The organism is Campylobacter concisus, from assembly GCF_002092855.1.
Classification (GTDB): domain Bacteria; phylum Campylobacterota; class Campylobacteria; order Campylobacterales; family Campylobacteraceae; genus Campylobacter_A; species Campylobacter_A concisus_AI.
This window is the reverse complement of sequence record NZ_LVLC01000012.1, coordinates 164,815-182,080: the sequence shown is the minus strand read 5'-3', so window position 1 is coordinate 182,080 and position 17,266 is coordinate 164,815. Positions and strand designations below refer to the sequence as shown.

The following is a 17,266-nucleotide window of genomic DNA, read 5'->3' as shown; positions in this document are numbered from 1 at the left end:
GAAAGATAATGCAAGATATAGCTGAAATTTTACAAGAGATAAAACGCGGTGTTGCCGAGATTATTGACTTTGAAAGAGTTGAGAATTTAATAAAAAACTATTATGAAAAAGGTGAAAATTTCTATGTAAAGGCTGGCTTTGATCCAACTGCTCCAGACCTTCACTTGGGACACACAGTTGTTTTAAACAAGATGGCACTTCTTCAAAAACATGGCGCGATCGTGCAGTTTTTAATAGGCGATTTTACCGCTCAAATAGGCGATCCAACCGGCAAATCAGCCACCAGAAAGAAGCTAGATCAAGAGACGGTTTTAAAAAACGCTAAAACCTACGAAGAGCAAGTTTTTAAAATTTTAGACCCAAAAAAGACTGTGATCATGTTTAACTCAAAATGGTCAAATGAGCTTGGAGCTGCTGGAATGATAGAGCTAACTAGTACATTTTCAGTCGCTAGAATGCTAGAGCGCGATGATTTTGAAAAAAGGATAAAAGCTGGCAGCCCAATTTCAATTTGTGAATTTATGTATCCGCTTCTTCAGGGTTATGATAGCGTTGCGATGAAGTGCGATATCGAGATGGGCGGTACGGATCAAAAATTTAACCTTCTAATGGGTAGAACTTTGCAGAGGACTTATAATGTCGGCAAAGAGCAAGCTGTCATCATGATGCCACTTCTTGAGGGGCTTGATGGTGTAAATAAGATGAGCAAAAGTCTTGGAAACTACATCGGCGTAACCGAAAATGCAAATGATATGTTTGCAAAAACACTTAGTATAAGCGATGAGCTAATGTGGCGTTGGTACGAGCTTTTAAGCACAAAAAGCCTTGGCGAGATAGAAAATTTAATGAACGACGTAAAAAATGGCAAGTATCATCCAAAAAAAGCAAAAGAGGACCTTGCGTACGAGATAACAGCAAGGTATCACGGTGAGGAAGCTGCAAAGGCTGCGATGGCTGAGTTTAACAGCGTGCACTCTCAAAATCAGCTCCCAACTGATATAAAAGAATTTAGCCTAAAAGCACCAGTTTGGATAGTGGAAGCTTTATCACAGTGCGAACTAAGCGAGTCAAATTCTCAAGCAAGACGCGACATAAGGGCAAATGCGATTAGCATTAATCAAGAAAAGATCAGTGATGAGCAGTTAAAATTAGAGGCAGGTGAATATATCTTGCAAGTTGGTAAGCGTAAATTTGCAAAAGTAAAGGTTGAATAGATGGAGTTAAAGCCATTAAAAATAGGAAAATATGAGATAAAGTATCCGATATTTCAAGGCGGTATGGGACTTGGCATTAGCTGGGACAAGCTAGCTGGCAATGTCAGCCTAGAAGGCGGTCTTGGAATAATTAGCTCAGTTGGTACAGGATATTATGAAAATCGTAAATTTATAAACAAAGAGCTAAATGCAAAGCCATTTGGAAGTGAGAATTTCTACTCAACAAGAGGTCTTAGAGCAATTATTGAGAATGCCCGAAAAATTTGTGGAGATTTGCCACTTGGCGTAAATATAATGTATGCTGCAAATGACTACGCAAGAGTGGTAAAAGATGCTTGTGAAGCCGGTATAAATATCATCGTATCAGGTGCTGGACTACCTACGAATTTGCCAGAGTTTACACAAAATTTTAAAGAGGTTGCGCTAGTTCCTATTATCTCAAGTGCAAAAGCACTAAAGATCATCTGCAAACGTTGGCTACAAAGATATGATCGCTTGCCAGACGCGGTTGTGCTTGAAGGACCACTAAGCGGTGGACACCAGGGCTTTACATACGAGCAGTGTCTTGACCCTGAGTTTTCGCTATTTAATCTAATCCCACAAGTAAAGGCCGAGATAAAAGAGTGGGGTGATTTTCCGCTCATAGCAGCCGGTGGAATTTGGGATAAGAATGATATCGAAAAAGCAATATCGCTTGGAGCAGACGGCGTTCAAATGGGCACACGCTTTATCGGTACTCATGAGTGTGACGCAGATATTGGCTTTAAAGAAGTGATACTAGCAGCCGAGGAAAAGGACATAGAGCTTATAAAAAGTCCAGTTGGCTATCCAGCTCGTGGGATTAGAACAAATTTGATAAATTTGGTAGAAAAAAGGATGGGACCAAAGATCCAGTGCATAAGCAACTGTGTGAGCCCTTGTCAAAGGGGCAAAGGAGCTAAAGAGGTTGGATATTGCATCGCTGATAGGCTGTTTGACTCATTTAGTGGCAAAAAAGAGACTGGGTTATTTTTCACGGGAGCAAATGGATATAAGCTAAAAGAGCTAATAAGCGTAAAAGAGCTAATGCACAAGCTGGTACATGGTGAATGAAACGAGCGATAATACTCTTTTTTATTGTTTGTAATTTTCTTTTTGCTGCGACAAATTCAGAGATATTTGCAAAATTTGATAAAAATTTTGCCAGCTCAAGCAGAAGTGCAAAGATTAAATTTCACAACGATATAAAAGATATCTATGTCGACGCGATCATAAAAAACGATAAAAATATAAAAAAACAAGCACTCACAAGACTCATAACCAGCTCAAAATCGCTTGGTTTTGACTCAAGTGGGTATATAAAAGATCTAAATGCATTAAATGGCGTAAAGAGCGCTAGTATGCCTAGTAATGCTGCTTTGACGCTGCTTAGTGCAACCAAGGTAAATGACACTTTAGTACTTAAGTTTAATACAAAAATTGATACTGCAAAATTAAAAACATCCTTTTTAAAGCAGCAAAATACATATAAAAACATTATGGATATCGATGGTAGATTAAATGGTAATCCGCTAACTTATAAAAATTTCATATCTGATTACATTCATATCTCGCAGTATGATAAAAATACTGTTAGAGTTATTTTTTCTGATAAGGCCCAAAAGACTATAAAAGCAAATGCAACAGGTGATCTGCTTGTAATCAGCGCTCAAAATTTTATCTCAAATGAAAATGTAAAAGCACCACTTCATAAAACTAAAAACAAAAATGAAGAAGTGCCACACAAAGAGCCTGAGCCAAATTTAAAGCCGCAGCCTGCACAAAGTGAGCCAGTGGCAGCACCTTTGCCACCAGTTGCGACTGGTAAATTTTCACGCAACAAAACGATCGTCATCGATCCGGGTCATGGTGGCACTGATCCAGGTGCAGTAAATGGCAAACTGCAAGAAAAAACAGCCGTTTTAGGCGTAGCCAAAAAACTTGGCGACATACTAAAAGCGCGTGGCTACAAGGTCTTTTTTACCAGATCAACCGATGTCTTTATAAATTTAAGAACAAGAACAAAATTTGCAAACGACAAGATGGCTGACCTCTTTGTCTCCATTCACGCAAATGCCGCTCCAAATGCCACAAAGGCAAAGAGCATGCACGGCATTGAGACATTTTTCTTATCGCCTGCACGAAGTGAACGTAGTAAAAACGCAGCTGCGCTTGAGAACAAATCAGATATAGAAGAGATGAACTACTTTTCGCAGCAGACATTTCTAAACGTGCTAAACCGCGAGAAGATCATCGCCTCAAACAAGCTTGGCATCGATATCCAAAAAGAAATTTTAGCAAGTGCTAGAAAGGTCTATGCTGCAAGTGACGGCAGTGTGAGAGAAGCGCCGTTTTGGGTACTCGTAGGCGCTCTTATGCCAGCAGTTCTTGTTGAGATCGGCTATATCACGCATCCAGTCGAGGGCGAAAAGCTCTTTAATGATGCATATCAAAATGCCCTTGCAAACGGCATCGCAAACGGCATCGATGGATATTTTGTAAAAAATAGATGAAAAATGCAAATTTAAGCTTCAAGGGACAAATTCCATTTAACGAGGAGTTTGGTGACATCTACTTTAATACCGACAAACCTTGGCTTGAGAGTGAATTTGTCTTTGCAAGCGCACTTGATGAAATTTGGCAGAGTAAAGACAGCTTCATCATCGCTGAGACTGGCTTTGGTGCTGGGCTAAATTTCTTCACACTTTGTAAGAAATTTAAAAATAGTTCTAAAAAATTTCACTTTGTTAGCATCGAAAAAAGCCCTATCAAAAAAGAAGATATTTTAAAAATTTATGAAAATTTAGGCATTTTTAAAGCTTATGCTAAAAAGCTGGTTTCGCTCTATCCACCTCTTATTGAGGGCATACACCGTATAAATTTTGCCCCAAATATCACACTTGATCTTTGCTACGGCGAGGCTAAAGAAATTTTACCTGAGCTTGATTTTAGCGCTGACATCTGGTTTCTAGATGGCTTTGCTCCAAGTAAAAATGACTCGATCTGGAGCGAAGAAATTTTTAGACAGATCGCAAGGCTAAGCAGGGTTGGCACGATTGCTAGAACCTACTCGTGCACAAAAATAGTAAAAGACGGGCTAAAGAGCGCTGGCTTTTTGCTAAGCCTAAAAGAGGGTTACTCTAGAAAACGCCAGATGAGTAGCGCCGTGCTAGAGAAAAAGGATGAAAATTTAAAGGATGCTTGGTTTGCGAGATGCGAGCCAGTTGCTAAACCAAAAGATAAAACAGCACTTATTATAGGAGCTGGCGTGGCTGGACTTGCAACAGCTGGCGAGCTAGCCAAAAATGGCTTTAAAGTGGTGATCGCCGAGGCAAAGGGTGAAGTGGCTACAAATGGCTCAGGCAATCACTGTGGTGCTTTGATGCCACTAGTTACAAAGCCTGGGGTAAATTTAGGTCGCATGCACTTAAACGCATTTTTGCAAGCAGTGAGATTTTACAAGGCAACTTTGCCAAAAAGCCTTATCAAATTTAATGGCTGCATCGACTACGCATTTGACGATGAGCTTATTAAAAGATATGGCTCGTGGCAGGATCAAAGCGTAGAGGATATTTTTAAATTTGATGAGAGCTTAAAGCCATATCCTGGGATATTTATAAAAGACGGCGCTTACGCTAGGCCAAGAGAAATTTGTAAATTTTTATCAGGTAGTTTTGAAATTTTATTTAATCACGAGTATGAGAGTAGGGCGCATCTACAAAACGATAAGATAAGTGTTAAATTTAAAAATGGTAAAAATTTAGAGACCGATATTTTGGTCTTTTGCACTGGCAGTAAGAGCAGTGAAATTTTTAAGGGCTACGACATGCAAATAAGCAGCGTCAGAGGTCAAGTCACGCACCTAAAACCAGTGCTAAAAAATACCATGCCGCTAAGCGCAAAAGGCTACATCTGCCCAGCTGTAAAAGGCGTGCAAGTTATCGGTGCAACTTATGCCAGAAATGAAATTTGTGATACGCCTAAAGTTGAGGATAATACTAAAAATTTAAGCGATGTAAGCGAGTTTTTTGACACCACAAAAGCCACCATTATCGGTTCACGTGTGGGATATAGGAACTATAGTGGAGATAGGTTTCCGATAATTGGCGCCTTGCATGACGAAGAATTTTACAAGCAAAACTACAAAGGGCTATTTTGGAGCAAAAATAGAGATAACAATCCAAAGGCAAGCTACGAAAAAAATGTCTTTGTAAATTTTGCTCACGGCTCGCGAGGTCTTGGCACAGCGATACTTGGAGCAAATTTGATAGTTGATCTTGTGCTTGATCGCCCACTTTGTATAGAAAGATCGCTATTTCATGAACTTCATCCAGCTAGATTTTTGATAAGAAAACTAAAAAAGGGATTAAAACTTTAAGAGGCAATTAGCAGAAATTCCTAGCACAAGATACTAGGAATTTCTTATAAGATAAGGCTTAAAGCCTTGTTTTCATCTTTTCAAATTCATCTTTTATGACTTGCTCGTGAGGTTCGCTCGTCATTTTATTTATCGCATCTCCCCAGATACTTACGCTAATGATCGCTATACAAGAAGCTATGATGCCAGGTAAAATTTCATAAACGTAAGTGTTTAGCCCTGAAGTGATCCAAAATATTACGGTCGCACCTCCAGCTATCATACCAGCTAATGCTCCAAGTGCACTCATGCGCTTCCAGTAAAGGCTAAAAAGTAGCACTGGTCCAAAGCTCGCACCAAATCCAGCCCAAGCGTTGCCAACGACGTTTAGAACATTATCTGTCGAGATAAAGGCGAGTATTGTAGCAACTATGGCCACTACTACGACAGCATAGCGACTGATCGCTGTTTGTGTATTTTGACTAATCTCTTTTTTATAGAATGCAAAGATAAAATCCTTTGTTACCGAGCTAGATGTAACTAAAAGCTGACTTGAGATAGTGCTCATGATCGCTGAAAGCACAGCTGAGATGATAATGCCTATAAAAAATGGTGGGAAAAGTAGCTCACCAAGCTTTAAAAACACCGTTTCAGGATCACTAAGACCGCCTCTTTGAGTAAAGTAGACAAAGCCGATAAGTCCGCTCATAATCGCACCAATCAACCCAATGCTCATCCAACCAATGCCTATTCTTCTTGCTTTAGCAAGCTCTTTTGAATCGCGTATCGCCATAAATCTAACAATGATGTGTGGCTGACCAAAATAGCCAAATCCCCAAGCCATAAGTCCTAAAATTCCCCAAAAAGTTTGATCTCTAAATGGATTTAGGTGATTTGCATCAAGCTTGCTTATCTCTTTTATCAAATTTGTATCGCTTGGCAAGTCTAAATTTAGATATGCCACGACTGGGATCGAGACTAGGACACAAAACATCAAAAGCCCCTGAAATGCGTCAGTTATACTAACTGCTTTAAATCCACCAAAAAATGTGTAAAAGACTACGATAACAAGTGTAAAGACCGCTCCGTAGGCAAATTTTAAACCAAAAAAGCTCTCAAATGTCTTTCCGCCAGCGATGATGCCGCTACTTACATAAAGTGTGAAAAAGATCAAAATGATAAGACCAGAGATGATTCTTAAAATTTTAGTCCTATCTTTAAAGCGATTTTCTAAAAAGTCTGGTATTGTGATGCTATCACTCGCAACTTCAGTATAAATTCTAAGCCTCTTTGCTAAAAATAGATAGTTGCAGTAAGCTCCAATGATAAGACCGATTATCATCCACACATTTGCTATGCCAGTTGCGTATAATGCTCCGGGCACGCCAAGTAGCATCCAACCACTCATATCAGAAGCACCAGCACTAAGTGCAGTAACTACTGGACCCATTCGACGGTTATCTAGCAGATATTCGTTCATACTTGCATTTTTATCGTAGAAATATCGTCCGATAAAGAGCAAAAAGCCAAAATAGATGGCGATGGCTAAATAAGACCCAAAGCTCATAAATTTCCTTTCAAATTAAGATAAATGGCTTATGTTAATATAAATTTTTTTAAATTACAACATTCAGTGCCGATCCTTAAACACTTTTAAGCAAAATGATATAAATTTTTTCGTATTATTTAAAGCCATATTTTAAAGAGAAGGACGAAGTTGAAGGCTCAAAATTTAGCTAAATTTCTATTTTTTATAATAATCGTCTCACTTGGAGCATATTTTTTCTATCCAAGAGATCTTAGTGAGGCTCAAGAGATCGCTTATATCAAAAGTTACGGAGTGACTTTAGGACTTACGATAGGTGGTATTGCCATAGGCATAACGCTTGGATTTACCTTGGCGTTTATTAAATTTTTAAATATTAAAGTCTTAAATTTTATAATCGATGAATATATCGATATCTTACGTGGAACACCTGTAATACTTCAACTTTTAATATTTTCAGTTGTCATTTTTGCAACATGGAGTGATAATTTTTATGTAGCTCTCATCGCACTTGGACTAAATAGCTCTGCTTATGTGGCCGAGATCGTGCGAAGTGGCATAAATAGCGTCGATAAAGGACAAATGGAAGCGGCTCGTGCGATGGGACTAAACTACTATGTTTCGATGCGCGAGATAGTTTTTCCACAAGCTACGAAAAATATCTTACCAGCTCTTGCAAATGAGTTTATATCGTTATTTAAAGAGACATCAGTCGTGGGTTATATAAGTGTCGTTGATATTACGATGCAAAGTAAGAGCTTGCAAGCGGTCTTTTATAGTCCAGAGCCAGTCATTTTTACAGGCATTGTCTATTATGTGAGTGTTAAATTTTTTACACTTTTGACAAAACTACTTGAGAGGAGATTAAACCGCCATGATTGAGATTAAAAATTTAAACAAAAGTTATGGCGATTTGCGTGTTTTAAATGATATTAGCGTAGATATAAAAAAGGGTGAAGTTATAGCTATAATTGGTCCAAGTGGTGGTGGAAAAAGTACATTTTTACGCTGCATAAATCGCCTTGAAGAGCCAGATAGCGGACACATAAAGATAAATGGTGAAGATATTTTAGATAAAAAATCAGACATAAATAAAATTCGCCAAAAAGTGAGCATGGTTTTTCAGCACTTTAATCTTTTTGCAAATAAAAACGTCTTGCAAAATTTAACTCTAGCTCCGATAAAAGCGGGAATTTTAGATAAAGCAAGTGCAGAAAAAAGAGCCGATGAATTGCTAAAAAGTGTTGGGCTAAGTGATAAGAAATTTGCCTATCCGCACAAGCTTTCAGGCGGACAAAAGCAACGTATTGCGATCGCTAGAAGCCTAGCGATGGAGCCAGAAGTGATACTTTTTGATGAACCGACAAGTGCGCTTGATCCTGAGATGATCGGAGAGGTGCTTGATATCATGAAAGATGTTGCTGCAAGGGGCATAACGATGCTTGTGGTGACCCATGAAATGGGCTTTGCAAGGAATGTGGCAAATAGAATTTTCTTTATGGATAAAGGCAAAATTGCAGTTGATGACACACCAAAAAATGTCTTTACAAATCCGCAACATGAGCGCTTAAAAGAGTTTTTAGGCAAAATTTTAAATCATTAAAGGAGTAGGAAATGAGTAAAATTTTAAAATTTTTGATGGCAAGTTTGGTTTTATTTTTAATAGGTTGTGGCGATGACGCTAATAAAAAAAATACAGCAAATAATGCCGAAGAAGCTAGTAAAAATGTAGTTTATAAAGTTGGCTCGAGCGCTGATTATCCACCTTTTGAATATCTTGATGAAAATAATAAAATTGTTGGCTTTGAGATAGATTTATTAAATGAGATCACCAAAAAAACTGGGATAAAATTTGATGTTGCAAATATGAGCTTTGATGGACTGATATCAGCATTAAAAACCGGTAAAATTGATATTGCCATAAGCGGAATGAGTGCAACTGATGAGAGAAGGAAATCGGTTGATTTTACCAAGCCATATTATTTTTCAGAAAATTTATTTATCCGCAAAAAAGGCTCAGATGTAAATAAAGACAACCTTAAGGATAAGAAAATTTCAGCTCAAGTCGGGACACTTCAAGAAGAAGCAGCCAAAAGCATAACCACTAAATCGATACCTGCTGAAAATGTAGCAGCTGCTATCATGTCACTAAACGCTGGTAAAATCGATGTTGTGCTAACTGATAGTCCGATAGGAGTTGAATATTTAAAACAAAATCCAGATTTGGAAGAATTTTTAAGAGTTCCTGATGGCACAGAAGGATTTGCGATGGCGTTTGATAAAGGCAAACACACTGAGCTTATCAAAAAGATAGACGCAGCGATTGATGAGCTACAAAAATCTGGCGAATTTGACAAAATACTTGTTAAGTATGATTTAAAGAAGTAAATTTTAAACTAGAGCTTTTATAGAGTGTAAGTTGTTTTTTGTAAAAATAAGGATTCTTAAATTTTTAATAATATTCAAAATAGTTAAAAGGATTTAAAATGAAAATTTCAGAAATTTTGCAAACCATTTTTTGGCTAGGATTGTTGGTTTATATAGCTTCTGTGACAGTTCCTGATCAAGCAGCACATAGAAGAGTAATGATTGAAGCACTTGAATCTGTCAGACAGCCTAAAACACAGACTTTAGAAGGTTTATTGGCGAACGAATTTTTAAAAGAGATTTCTGTTGCTTACGGAATAGATGGAATGTTTTGCAAGGATTTTGATCTTATGGGTCTAAAATTAGGCACAAGATGCACAGTAGAGACTTCTAAACTAGCAGTTGATACTTATGGTGCTTTTGGAATGGTATTTGCACATAAACAACCAACACATTTCATAAATCAGTGAATTTTTTAAGGAGAATATAATGAAATCACCCAGGATGAGAACAGCATTTATTTTAAATGTGCTATTTTCTATTTGCATGTATCACAATTTTGTTAAAAAATTCCTACTATTTAATAGAGCTAAATATAAATTAAAATTTTACATAAATGCGTTAATCAATATTTTTTATAAAAATAACCAAAAGCATTTTTTGGTTGATAAATTTTAAGTATTAAAGTCGTATGGCTTTATTTTTTGAAGCAGATATTTAAGAAAAACTAAAAGGAGAGAAAATGAATAATCTAGGTATTAAATCTAAGATTATGGCGATAGTTATCGTCAGTCTTATTGGCCTTGGTATCATGAGCGCATACATGCTAAATGGTATCTTAAAAACTCGCTCAAAAGCAGAGTTTAGCGAGAAAATCGTGGATACAATAATAAATCAAAATAATTTTATCCATGAAATGCAAAAAGAACGCGGATTTAGCTCAGGTGTGTTAGCAGGAGGGGATAATAAAAATTTATTAGAGCAGCGTAAAAAAGTAGATGCTGCGCTTGATAAACTTGAAGAGAAAAATGAAATAGTTTCAGAGATAAATAGTATCCGCTCAAATGTGGATCAAAAAAGTGGTAATGATCTAATTAGTCGTATAACAAAAATTTTAAGAAAAGAGGTTATTGCTATAAATGGATATAGCGATAAGCTCGAGCCTAGCTTGGTAGATGATCTAAAGCGTATCATTATTGTTGGTGAGATAAAAGAGTCTTTTGGTATTTTGCGTGCTACTTTAAATGGAATTTTTACTAAAAAGAGCATAAGCAAAGAGGACTATAACAAAGTAGTTGCACTAAATAGCGTTATAAATAAATTTATGCAGGACTTTGACGAATACAACCCAAAAGAATTTAGCGAAGAATTTGATGCTATCGCTAGAAAAAAAGCTGATTTTATAGATGCGATGAATATTATTAAAAATGTAGTTACTGCTGAAGATGCATCTTATGACGCAGCGAGTTGGTTTTCAAAGATAAGTATTTCAATAGATGCGATGAGAGAGCTTGAGCTTAAACTACTTGATAGTATGCAAAAAGATGCACAACACATAAAAAGTGAAGCAAATACCCAACTTATTTTTAGCTCAATAGTGATTGCGATTTGTATTTTGCTTATGTTGCTAGTATCTACATTGATAGGTAAAAATTTGATCTCTGGCATAGATCAGACTAAAAATGGCTTAGTTAAGTTTTTTGACTTTTTAAATAATAAAACTAATAAAGCTGAATTTTTAGATCGTAGCGGTAGCGACGAGATCGGACAGATGAGCGCACTGATTAATGAGAATATCAAACAAATCGAGGCAAATTTATCTGAGCAAAATAATTTCATTAAAGAAGCAAATACTTTTGTAAATCAAATCGGCAAAGGTAACTACGTAGCTCAGCTTAATGCAGATACTTCAAATCCTGCACTTAGCCAGCTAAAACAAACTTTCAAAGACTTACAAATTGCACTAAAACATGCTATTGCGGAAAATGGCGATGACGTGTTAAATCTACTAGAAAGCTTTAAAAAACAAGACTTTACTAAAAGGCTTGAAGATGATGGCAAAATGGCGGTTGGTATAAATGCTCTTGGTGAAGAGATAGCCAAGATGTTAAGGGCAAATTTAGATCAAGCTCATGTGCTAGAAGAAAAGGCTGAGGCTTTAAGTCAGTCAATGAAAGAACTAACTCAAGGCGCAAATGTACAAGCAAACTCACTTCAAGAGTCTGCTGCCGCAGTAGAGCAAATGTCAAGCTCTATGAATGCAATATCTCAAAAAACATCTGATGTTATTAGACAAAGTGACGAGATCAAAAACATCATAACTATTATTAGAGATATAGCTGATCAAACAAATTTACTAGCTCTTAATGCCGCGATCGAGGCAGCACGTGCAGGAGAGCATGGTAGAGGCTTTGCGGTTGTTGCAGATGAGGTTAGAAAACTAGCAGAGAGAACTCAAAAATCTCTAACAGAGATAGAGGCAAATACAAATGTACTAGCTCAATCAATCAATGAAATGAGCGAATCTATAAAAGAGCAAAGTGAAGGAATCAACATGATAAATCAATCAGTTGCTCAAATAGATACTCTCACAAAAGATAATGTAACAATTGTCAATAAAGCAAATGAAGTAACATCTGATGTTGACGACATGGCTAAGGCGATAGTAAACGAAGTTAGAAAAAATAAATTTTAATCTTTGACTTACTCTTAGAACTCTTATTATTCTATCCCTTAAAATAATTAAGGGATAGAACTTATCTATAAAAATTTATATGCTACTTTGCTATACGATTATTTATAGCATTTTTCTTTTATTGTAAATTTAAACAATTTTTAATAGAGAAATACTGATAATTAAGCCACTAAATCACCTTAAAGGACACTATTATGAAAAAGATCTTTGCTCTTTTACTCACAGCTTTTGTTGCTCTTTGTGCAAATGAGCTAAAATTTGGCACAGCGGCGAACTATCCACCATTTGAATATATCGATGAAAATAACAAAATAACAGGCTTTGACATCGAGCTAATCGATGAAATTTCAAAGCGTGCAGGCTTTTCATATAAGATCATAAATATGAGTTTTGACGGCCTTATCCCAGCGCTTAAAGCCGGCAAAATAAATGGAATTATAAGTGCGATGAGTGCGACTTCAGATAGATTAAAATCGATTGATTTTACAAAGCCATACTATCTAACTGAAAATCTTTATCTAAAGAAAAGAGGCAATGACGCATTAAAAGCTAAAGAAGAGCTAGCTGGCAAAAGAGTTGGCGTGCAACAAGGCACCGTCCAAGAGCTAGCAGCAAATGCTATAAATGGCGTAAAAGTAGTGCCTTCAGAAGATACTGTGCCACTCATCATGGGATTAAAAGTTGGCAAATTTGACGCAGTCATCCTTGATAGCTCTATCGGATATGGCTTTATCAAGAAAAATCCAGAACTTGAAGCATTTTTCAACGAAGTTGATGGCAGCGAGGGCTTTTCAATAGCTTTTGATAAAGGAAAAGAGAGCGCGTTAATAGAGAAAATAAATCAAATTTTAGATGATATGAAAAAAGACGGAAGCTACGAAGCTTTACTTAAAAAATACGATCTAAAATAATCTTCTAGCCTGCAAATTTGCAGGCTTATGCTAAATTCTGCTTTGTCTATCGATTAAAATTTAAAAGGAAAATAATGAGAAAAATTTTGTTGCTTTTTTGTCTAGCAATGGGTCTTTTTGCGCTTCAAAACGATAAAGATATGTTAAATGGAGAGCTAAAAAACGGGCTAAAATACTATATCAAAGAGAATAAATTTCCACAAAAAACAGCTATTTTTTATCTTGTTATAAATTCCGGTTCAACTGATGAAAAAGATGGCGAGCAAGGTCTTGCTCACTTTTTGGAGCACATGGCATTTAATGGCAGCCGTGATTTTAGTAAAAATGAGCTCATTAAGCAGCTTGAGAGCCTTGGTGTGAAATTTGGAGCCGATCTAAACGCGCAGACGAGCTACGATCAGACGAGCTATGTTTTAACGATTAATGTAAATGAGAAAAATTTACAAGATACATTTAAGGTCTTTTCGAATTGGATAGATGGCGTTAAAATCGATCCTAAGGAGCTTGATAAGGAGCGCGGCGTCATAATGGAAGAGGAGCGTCAGAGAAATACGCCAGGATATAGGCTTTATTTGGCTCAAACAAAAGATATTTTTGAGGGCAGTATCTATCTAAAAAGAGTGCCAATAGGCGATATGAACGTCATCAAAAGCGTAGATGCTAAGCACATGCAAGAATTTTACGAGAGGCTTTATCAGCCAAGATTTATGAGCTTTGTTGCTGTTGGCGACTTTGATAAAAATGAGATAAAAAGCTTAATAGAAAAAAACTTTAGCCAAGCAAAAAATACAAATTCTTACATTCATCCAGAAAAAAATATCAGCTTTAAAAGTGGTTTAAATATTTTTAACTATGACTCGAATGAAATTGGAATGGAGCTAGTTAGACTTAGCTATTTTGATAAATTTAGCCCAGTTGTAAATGAAGCTGACGCAAAGAGAAATCTAGAAGATGCACTTATCGCAAGCCTAATAAATATGCTTTATGAGCAAAAAAATGCAAATAATTCATCAAATTTAAGCACTGATTTTATAGCTCAAACACTTCAAGCAAAGCAGAAAATTTATAGTTTTGAAACAAATGTACTTGGAGGCGATTTTAACGCAAGCCTTAAAGATATGCTTGGCGTTATAAAAGGCATTAAAGAGTTTGGCTTTAATAAAGATGATTTTAAAGATGTAAAAAAGGCGTTTGTGGCAAATGTAGATGCAAAATTTAAACGCTCAAAGACTAAAAAATCAAGCGCTTACGCTGGACAAATTTTAAATATGATAGAAAATGGTGGCTTTGTGTTAAGCGATGAAGACGATAAAGAGCTTATTTTAAAACTATTAAACGAGATTACGCTAGCTGACGTGAATGATAGATTTAGGCAATTTTTGGCCATTTCTGATGAGCGTGTAAGAATTTTTAGCAAAGATGGTTTTAAGCTTAGCAAAGATGAGTTTTTAAAGCTTTTTGCCAAAGCGCCTGCTTATAACACAAACCTATCTGCTAGCAACAACGATAAGAACCTAGGCAATGAAAATTTAGAGCCAAAAGAGATAAGCTCAAGAAGCTTTGATGAAAAAAATGGAATTTATACCTACAAAATCTCAAATGGCTCGCAAGTTATCTTTAAGCCACTAGCTACTAAAAAAGATAGCGTTTTGTTTGCAGCCATCAGCAAAGGAGGCACATCAAATTTGACTGATCCAAAGCTTGGTAGCTTTGCAGTTGCGCTCACAAATGAAAGCGGCGTTGGTAAATTTAATAACTATGAGCTCTCAAAGGCGCTAAATGGAAAGATCGTAAGTTACGAAAAGGGTATAGAAGCACTCACGCAAGGCATTTATGGCTCATCAAGCACCAGCGATCTTAGCTCGCTGCTAGCTGTTATAAATTTAGAATTTAGCGCTCCAAGAGCCGATGCTCATGTGCTAGAGCGTATCAAGCAAAGAACAAAGGATGAGCTAAGTAAAGAGCAAAATTTGCCTGAATATAAATTTAGCACCGAATTTAGCAAGTTTTTTTACGAAAACAATAAACGTGTAGCGCCGCTTGAGATGGCTCAGATCGACGCGCTAAAGCTAAATGAGCTAAAAGAGATCATCAAAGACAAATTTACAAATGCAGCCTCATATACTTTTGTAATCATCGGCGACACCGACGAAGAGAGGCTTTTGCCACTTATTAAAAAGTATATCGCCACTTTGCCAAAGCTTGGCGAAGCTGAAAATTTTAAAGACGATGGCGTGCGAAGTATCAAGGGACAACATACCTTTAAAAAGGAGTATCAAAGCACAAAAAGAAGCGATGTTGGTATAAACATCATAAATTCTGATGCAAAATATAGCTTTGAAGGAGCGATTAGGCTAAGGGCATTAAGTGAAATTTTAAAAACGGCGCTTCGAGAAAAGATCAGAGAAGATAAGGGTCAAACATATGGTTTTAGCCTAAATGCCAAGCTCTCACGCTATCCTTATGAGCATTCAGATATGCTAATTAGCTTTACTTGCGATCCCGCAAACACGGATAAGATCATCGCTGAGATAAAGCAGATAATAACTAACATCAAGAGTAGTGGCGCGATCTTGCCAAAGCATTTGGAGGATTTTAAGGCACAGAGTGAAATTTCTATAAAAAAAGATTATGAAAAGCCTGAGTTTTGGCAAAAGCTCATCATCTCAAATAAAATTTTTAACACGCCACTTTATACGGCTGATGAGTACATAAGTGCGGTAAAAGTCATCACAAATGACGATATCAAAGAGGCTGCTAGGCTATATCTTGATGAGAAAAATATGGTGATAAGTATAAATAATCCAAAGTAGAAATTTTAAGAGTCAAGCTGGCTAGCTCTTAAAATTTAAATGCGAGTAAAAATTTATTAAGATAAGCTAGCTTTTTAAATTAGTTGGCTAATTGGCTTTTTAAATTCAAATCTAAGTAGAAATTTAAAGAGCCAAGCCAGCCCCTAAAATTTCAGCCTAAAGCCAAAGCTAAGCGAGGATATCCTTTGGCTTTAGCTTGTTTAGCTTTTGTACTAGATCATCAAAGCTCGCTCCATTTTCGACCTCGCGCCTAATAAATTCCTCAAAAAACTCACGTTTTATATCTTTATCCGTGTAAGTTACGCTCTTTTTGGTAACTTGCATAGGCTTAAATTTCTCTTCTTCCATCTCTTCACCGCCATTTTCTCTAACTGGCGTAAGAGCGATATTTTGAAGCACATCAGCGATGCTCTCGCCCTTTTCATAACTTGTTTTTAGAAATTTTAAAAACTCATCTTTGCTGTTTTTATCAGCGTAGCTCACACGGTGCAACATAGGCTGACCCAAGAATTCTATACGTTTTTTATCCGAGCTTTGCTCGTAATGCAAAGCCCCGTCTTTAAAAGAAATTTTTACATTTGCATGCTCGCCAAGTATCCTTTCGGCGGTAAATTCCAGCCATTTATCTTTAAACTCATCGATACTTAGATCAGAGTCTAGCAAATTTGTAGCCTCACGGTTTAGATAAAGAGCACCAAAAGCATTATTGATTATTTTATTGTTTATGCTCATTTTGTGATTTTTGATGAACTCATCTACGCTAAATCCGTTTTTCTCGCTAGTTAGGATAGAGCTTGCTCGCCAAAGCTTCGTGCTATCAACGAAATTTTTAAGGCTAGTGACTTCATCTTTGTTCGCCCCGCTATCAAGGCCATTTATCTTGCCCCAGATAGAAATTTTATCATTTGATGAGTAGCCAGAGAGTGGTAGATGCTTGATGTCCGCAGTTTCAGCGGGAATTTCTACTTTGTTTAAATTCGTGTTTGTGGCTTGGCGCTTACTAAAAGCGTCTTGGTAGTTAAAGCTTTGATTAAATCCATTTAGTGTGTTTATCATGTCAAAATCCTTTAACACAATATCGGCAAGCAGATTTAAATTTTAAGTGGATTATTTTTTATTGCGGTATTTTTCAAAAATGGCGATCATTTGGTATGAGTTTTGGGCGATTTTAAATTTATTTGGATTTTTGCCAAGTAGCTCTTCTCTTAAAGAGTCGATAAATTCCCTATCTTTTTTACAAGCTTCAAAGCTTACTCGCCCTCTAAGTACGGCCATAAATATAATATCAGCAGTCGCATTTATCATCTCAAGCATTTTTTCTTCGCTCATTTTTGTGGATTTTGCC

At 36.6% G+C, this 17,266-nt stretch carries 13 protein-coding genes and 2 pseudogenes; 12 read left to right on the top strand and 3 right to left on the bottom strand.

All coding sequences use genetic code 11. The features are described from left to right. The first annotated feature begins 8 nt into the window (after positions 1-8). The 4 genes from tyrS to mnmC are packed head-to-tail and all read left to right on the top strand — an operon-like array spanning position 9 to position 5,610. A complete protein-coding gene (tyrS, locus tag A3223_RS05215; RefSeq protein ID WP_084109427.1) occupies positions 9-1,214 on the top strand; it encodes a tyrosine--tRNA ligase in 1,206 nt (401 codons plus the stop codon). Next, positions 1,215-2,306 (top strand): nitronate monooxygenase, encoded by a 1,092-nt coding sequence (locus A3223_RS05210; protein WP_021091713.1) that lies wholly within the window; start codon positions 1,215-1,217, stop codon positions 2,304-2,306. It begins immediately after the preceding gene. After that, the gene (locus tag A3223_RS05205) at positions 2,303-3,745 is read left to right on the top strand and encodes an N-acetylmuramoyl-L-alanine amidase family protein (RefSeq protein ID WP_084109426.1); all 1,443 of its coding nucleotides are present in this window, start codon (positions 2,303-2,305) and stop codon (positions 3,743-3,745) included. Before A3223_RS05210 ends, A3223_RS05205 begins: the two co-directional genes overlap by 4 nt. Then, positions 3,742-5,610, top strand: coding sequence for a bifunctional tRNA (5-methylaminomethyl-2-thiouridine)(34)-methyltransferase MnmD/FAD-dependent 5-carboxymethylaminomethyl-2-thiouridine(34) oxidoreductase MnmC (mnmC, locus tag A3223_RS05200; RefSeq protein WP_084109425.1), 1,869 nt, complete (start codon positions 3,742-3,744; stop codon positions 5,608-5,610). The genes A3223_RS05205 and mnmC overlap by 4 nt, the downstream gene beginning before the upstream one ends. A 58-nt stretch (positions 5,611-5,668) precedes the next feature. On the opposite strand, the gene putP is transcribed toward mnmC, so the two are convergent. Continuing rightward, positions 5,669-7,156, bottom strand: coding sequence for a sodium/proline symporter PutP (putP, locus tag A3223_RS05195; protein ID WP_084109424.1), 1,488 nt, complete (start codon positions 7,154-7,156; stop codon positions 5,669-5,671). Between the two features lie 150 nt (positions 7,157-7,306). Here putP and A3223_RS05190 point away from each other — a divergent pair, with 150 nt between their 5' ends. The 8 genes and pseudogenes from A3223_RS05190 to A3223_RS05155 all read left to right on the top strand — a co-directional run bounded on the left by A3223_RS05190 (position 7,307) and on the right by A3223_RS05155 (position 15,921). Beyond that, entirely contained in the window at positions 7,307-8,017 is a 711-nt protein-coding gene (locus tag A3223_RS05190; protein ID WP_021091602.1) for an amino acid ABC transporter permease, read from the top strand. Then, positions 8,010-8,738, top strand: a complete 729-nt coding sequence (locus tag A3223_RS05185) for an amino acid ABC transporter ATP-binding protein (RefSeq protein WP_072595138.1) — start codon at positions 8,010-8,012, stop codon at positions 8,736-8,738. The genes A3223_RS05190 and A3223_RS05185 overlap by 8 nt, the downstream gene beginning before the upstream one ends. Before the next feature lie 11 nt (positions 8,739-8,749). Beyond that, entirely contained in the window at positions 8,750-9,523 is a 774-nt protein-coding gene (locus tag A3223_RS05180; protein WP_084109423.1) for a basic amino acid ABC transporter substrate-binding protein, read from the top strand. Between the two features lie 98 nt (positions 9,524-9,621). Beyond that, the gene (locus A3223_RS05175) at positions 9,622-9,972 is read left to right on the top strand and encodes a hypothetical protein (protein WP_084109422.1); all 351 of its coding nucleotides are present in this window, start codon (positions 9,622-9,624) and stop codon (positions 9,970-9,972) included. Between the two features lie 272 nt (positions 9,973-10,244). Then, positions 10,245-11,030 (top strand): annotated as a pseudogene (locus A3223_RS10015) (nitrate- and nitrite sensing domain-containing protein); the annotation flags it as partial. Positions 11,031-11,585: 555 nt separating this feature from the next. Further along, positions 11,586-12,197: pseudogene (locus tag A3223_RS10045) on the top strand (methyl-accepting chemotaxis protein); the annotation flags it as partial. Positions 12,198-12,391: 194 nt separating this feature from the next. Beyond that, on the top strand, positions 12,392-13,108 hold the full coding sequence (locus tag A3223_RS05160; RefSeq protein WP_084109419.1) for a transporter substrate-binding domain-containing protein: 717 nt from the start codon (positions 12,392-12,394) through the stop codon (positions 13,106-13,108). A 74-nt stretch (positions 13,109-13,182) separates the two neighbouring features. Then, positions 13,183-15,921, top strand: a complete 2,739-nt coding sequence (locus tag A3223_RS05155; RefSeq protein WP_084109418.1) for a M16 family metallopeptidase — start codon at positions 13,183-13,185, stop codon at positions 15,919-15,921. Between the two features lie 168 nt (positions 15,922-16,089). Here A3223_RS05155 and A3223_RS05150 read toward each other — a convergent pair whose 3' ends face one another. Both A3223_RS05150 and A3223_RS05145 read right to left on the bottom strand, forming a co-directional pair. Next, positions 16,090-16,977 carry a hypothetical protein gene (locus A3223_RS05150; RefSeq protein ID WP_084109417.1) on the bottom strand — a complete coding sequence of 296 codons (888 nt, stop codon included), beginning with the start codon at positions 16,975-16,977 and terminating at the stop codon, positions 16,090-16,092. Positions 16,978-17,028: 51 nt separating this feature from the next. Next, the gene (locus tag A3223_RS05145) at positions 17,029-17,250 is read right to left on the bottom strand and encodes a hypothetical protein (RefSeq protein WP_021091847.1); all 222 of its coding nucleotides are present in this window, start codon (positions 17,248-17,250) and stop codon (positions 17,029-17,031) included. Positions 17,251-17,266: the final 16 nt, after the last annotated feature.

What these genes read in the sequence shown, in the direction of transcription:
- tyrS (WP_084109427.1), top strand. Translation starts at nt 9, where the DNA reads ATGCAAGATATAGCTGAAATTTTACAAGAGATAAAACGCGGTGTTGCC.
- A3223_RS05210 (WP_021091713.1), top strand. Translation starts at nt 1,215, where the DNA reads ATGGAGTTAAAGCCATTAAAAATAGGAAAATATGAGATAAAGTATCCG.
- A3223_RS05205 (WP_084109426.1), top strand. Translation starts at nt 2,303, where the DNA reads ATGAAACGAGCGATAATACTCTTTTTTATTGTTTGTAATTTTCTTTTT.
- mnmC (WP_084109425.1), top strand. Translation starts at nt 3,742, where the DNA reads ATGAAAAATGCAAATTTAAGCTTCAAGGGACAAATTCCATTTAACGAG.
- putP (WP_084109424.1), bottom strand. Translation starts at nt 7,156, where the DNA reads ATGAGCTTTGGGTCTTATTTAGCCATCGCCATCTATTTTGGCTTTTTG.
- A3223_RS05185 (WP_072595138.1), top strand. Translation starts at nt 8,010, where the DNA reads ATGATTGAGATTAAAAATTTAAACAAAAGTTATGGCGATTTGCGTGTT.
- A3223_RS05180 (WP_084109423.1), top strand. Translation starts at nt 8,750, where the DNA reads ATGAGTAAAATTTTAAAATTTTTGATGGCAAGTTTGGTTTTATTTTTA.
- A3223_RS05175 (WP_084109422.1), top strand. Translation starts at nt 9,622, where the DNA reads ATGAAAATTTCAGAAATTTTGCAAACCATTTTTTGGCTAGGATTGTTG.
- A3223_RS05160 (WP_084109419.1), top strand. Translation starts at nt 12,392, where the DNA reads ATGAAAAAGATCTTTGCTCTTTTACTCACAGCTTTTGTTGCTCTTTGT.
- A3223_RS05155 (WP_084109418.1), top strand. Translation starts at nt 13,183, where the DNA reads ATGAGAAAAATTTTGTTGCTTTTTTGTCTAGCAATGGGTCTTTTTGCG.
- A3223_RS05150 (WP_084109417.1), bottom strand. Translation starts at nt 16,977, where the DNA reads ATGATAAACACACTAAATGGATTTAATCAAAGCTTTAACTACCAAGAC.
- A3223_RS05145 (WP_021091847.1), bottom strand. Translation starts at nt 17,250, where the DNA reads ATGAGCGAAGAAAAAATGCTTGAGATGATAAATGCGACTGCTGATATT.